The organism is Nocardia farcinica, from assembly GCF_029867845.1.
In the GTDB taxonomy this organism is placed as follows: domain Bacteria; phylum Actinomycetota; class Actinomycetes; order Mycobacteriales; family Mycobacteriaceae; genus Nocardia; species Nocardia farcinica_A.
In genome coordinates this window covers 1-1,246 of sequence record NZ_JARWRU010000903.1, presented here as the reverse complement: position 1 = coordinate 1,246, position 1,246 = coordinate 1, and the positions used below count along the sequence as shown (strand labels likewise).

The 1,246-nt window shown below is 76.9% G+C and carries 2 protein-coding genes and 1 pseudogene; all 3 read right to left on the bottom strand.

The genetic code is table 11. The annotated features are described in order from the left end of the window. Positions 1–258 precede the first annotated feature (258 nt). On the bottom strand, positions 259–408 hold the full coding sequence (locus tag QH283_RS19885) for a hypothetical protein (protein ID WP_280504495.1): 150 nt from the start codon (positions 406–408) through the stop codon (positions 259–261). Between the two features lie 92 nt (positions 409–500). Then, positions 501–926, bottom strand: coding sequence for a ferritin-like domain-containing protein (locus QH283_RS19880; protein WP_280504494.1), 426 nt, complete (start codon positions 924–926; stop codon positions 501–503). After that, positions 923–1,246 (bottom strand): annotated as a pseudogene (locus tag QH283_RS19875) (hypothetical protein); the annotation flags it as partial. The pseudogene QH283_RS19875 and the gene QH283_RS19880, both read right to left, overlap by 4 nt.

Genomic DNA, 1,246 nt, shown 5'->3' with positions numbered 1-1,246 from the left:
CCGCCGCGGCGGCCCCCCGGGGCGGCGGGCGCGGGCGGGGCGGCGCGGGGGCCCCGCGCGCCCCCCGCCCCCGGCCGGGCCCCCGCGGCCGGGGGCGTTCTCGCTGTCGGGGGATCCACGGTCCGTGCGGATCGGCACGGTCCGCACACCGTCGCCACGGACCTTCCGGCGGTCGCACCGCGGCGGGACCGCTGGGGGCGAGCAGGCACAGTGGCCGCCGTGCCGCACAAGACCGGTGCGGCATCCCGCCGCGCGGGCTCAGGCGCCGGTGTGGTCAGGTGTCGTGTAGTCGCGGACGAGATCGTCGGGATCGCCGGTGGTCCCGGCCGGACCCGCGGTGCGGAAGGCCGTGACCGCCGCGGCGAGGATGATCAGCAGCACACAGGCCCGGTGTACGGCGCGACTCATCGGATCGTGTCCTCCGGCTGGCTGTTTCGGCGGGAACGCTACCGATGGACTATTCGCCGCTGACCCCGCCGCGGATGGGCGCGCCGGATGGCTCAGACCGCGCCGGGCAGGGCGCTGCTCGGCGTGCCGAGGATGTTCTGCCAGCGGGCCAGGCGCAGCGCGCTCTCGGTCAGTGCCTCCACGCCGAGGCGGCGGTTCCGCTCGGTGGTGCTCTGCTCGACCACCGCGCGCCAGGCCACCGCGGCGTCGGCCTCCACCGTCTCGGCCAGCCGCGCAGCGTCGACCGGTCCGTCCACCGGGAAGGGCACGGTGTAGGCGGGCTCCGGGGTAGGCGCGGGGATGCCCGCCGAGTTCAGCAGATCCAGGGTGGCGTCGCGGCGGGCGCGGTGGGCCGCGGTGAGTTCGGCGACGAGTGCGCGCCGCTCGGGGGAGGCGTGGGCGGCGACCACACCGTAGGCGTAGACGGCGATGTACTCGGCGCGCAGGGCGTCGAGCACGGCCTGACGTTCGTCGGTCATGCGGTGGCGAGTCCTTCGGCGTGCACGGCGCAGGCGGCGCTGATGGAGGCGAGCAGTCCGGCGCGATAGCCGGACAGCGCGACGGCCGTCTCGGCAGCGGCCCGTTGCGAACGCGCCAGCTGCTGACGCAGCTGTTCGACGGTGGGGGCGGAGACCGGCGCCGGGGTGGCGGTGGGTGTTCTGGTTCTGCGGACCGGGGTGGTGCCGTCGCCGTAGACGCCGACCAGGCGGGCGATCTCCGCGGCGAGCACCTCCGCCTGCAAGCCCCCCGGGGGGGCGAAGGTGGCCCGCCCCCGCAGGACGTGCGGCCCCCCCCCCCA

What these genes read in the sequence shown, in the direction of transcription:
- QH283_RS19885 (WP_280504495.1), bottom strand. Translation starts at nt 408, where the DNA reads ATGAGTCGCGCCGTACACCGGGCCTGTGTGCTGCTGATCATCCTCGCC.
- QH283_RS19880 (WP_280504494.1), bottom strand. Translation starts at nt 926, where the DNA reads ATGACCGACGAACGTCAGGCCGTGCTCGACGCCCTGCGCGCCGAGTAC.